This window comes from Pseudomonas sp. PME37.24/006 (assembly GCF_055556635.1).
Genome location: NZ_JBVHNL010000043.1, coordinates 1 through 284, shown reverse-complemented (window position 1 = coordinate 284; position 284 = coordinate 1). Strand labels below are relative to the sequence as shown.

Annotated in this window: 1 protein-coding gene; it reads right to left on the bottom strand. The window is 69.0% G+C overall.

From position 1 onward, the window contains the following. The coding region (locus ACZ3GY_RS23780) for a hypothetical protein (protein ID WP_465912190.1) at positions 1 to 284 on the bottom strand (284 nt) is incomplete at both ends.

The following is a 284-nucleotide window of genomic DNA, read 5'->3' as shown; positions in this document are numbered from 1 at the left end:
AACAGGTCGGCGATATGCTTGGCGCGGCCGCAATGCGCGCGGACCAGCGCCGCAAGCGTCTCTTCGCCCTTGACGGTGGCCTGCAGGAACGAGCCCGGCGGCAGCACGATCTTGGCTGTTCCGATCGCCACGTCGGGAGAGCCGCGTTGCAGCACCAACTCGCCGTGCCGCGTCAGCCGCGCCAGCCGGTGCTTTTCTGCGACGCGCGACAGAGTGGTGATCAGGTTGGTCGGCAGCGCGCCGGAGCCGCGCACGTCGATGTCGAGACCGTTGAGGGTCGCGGT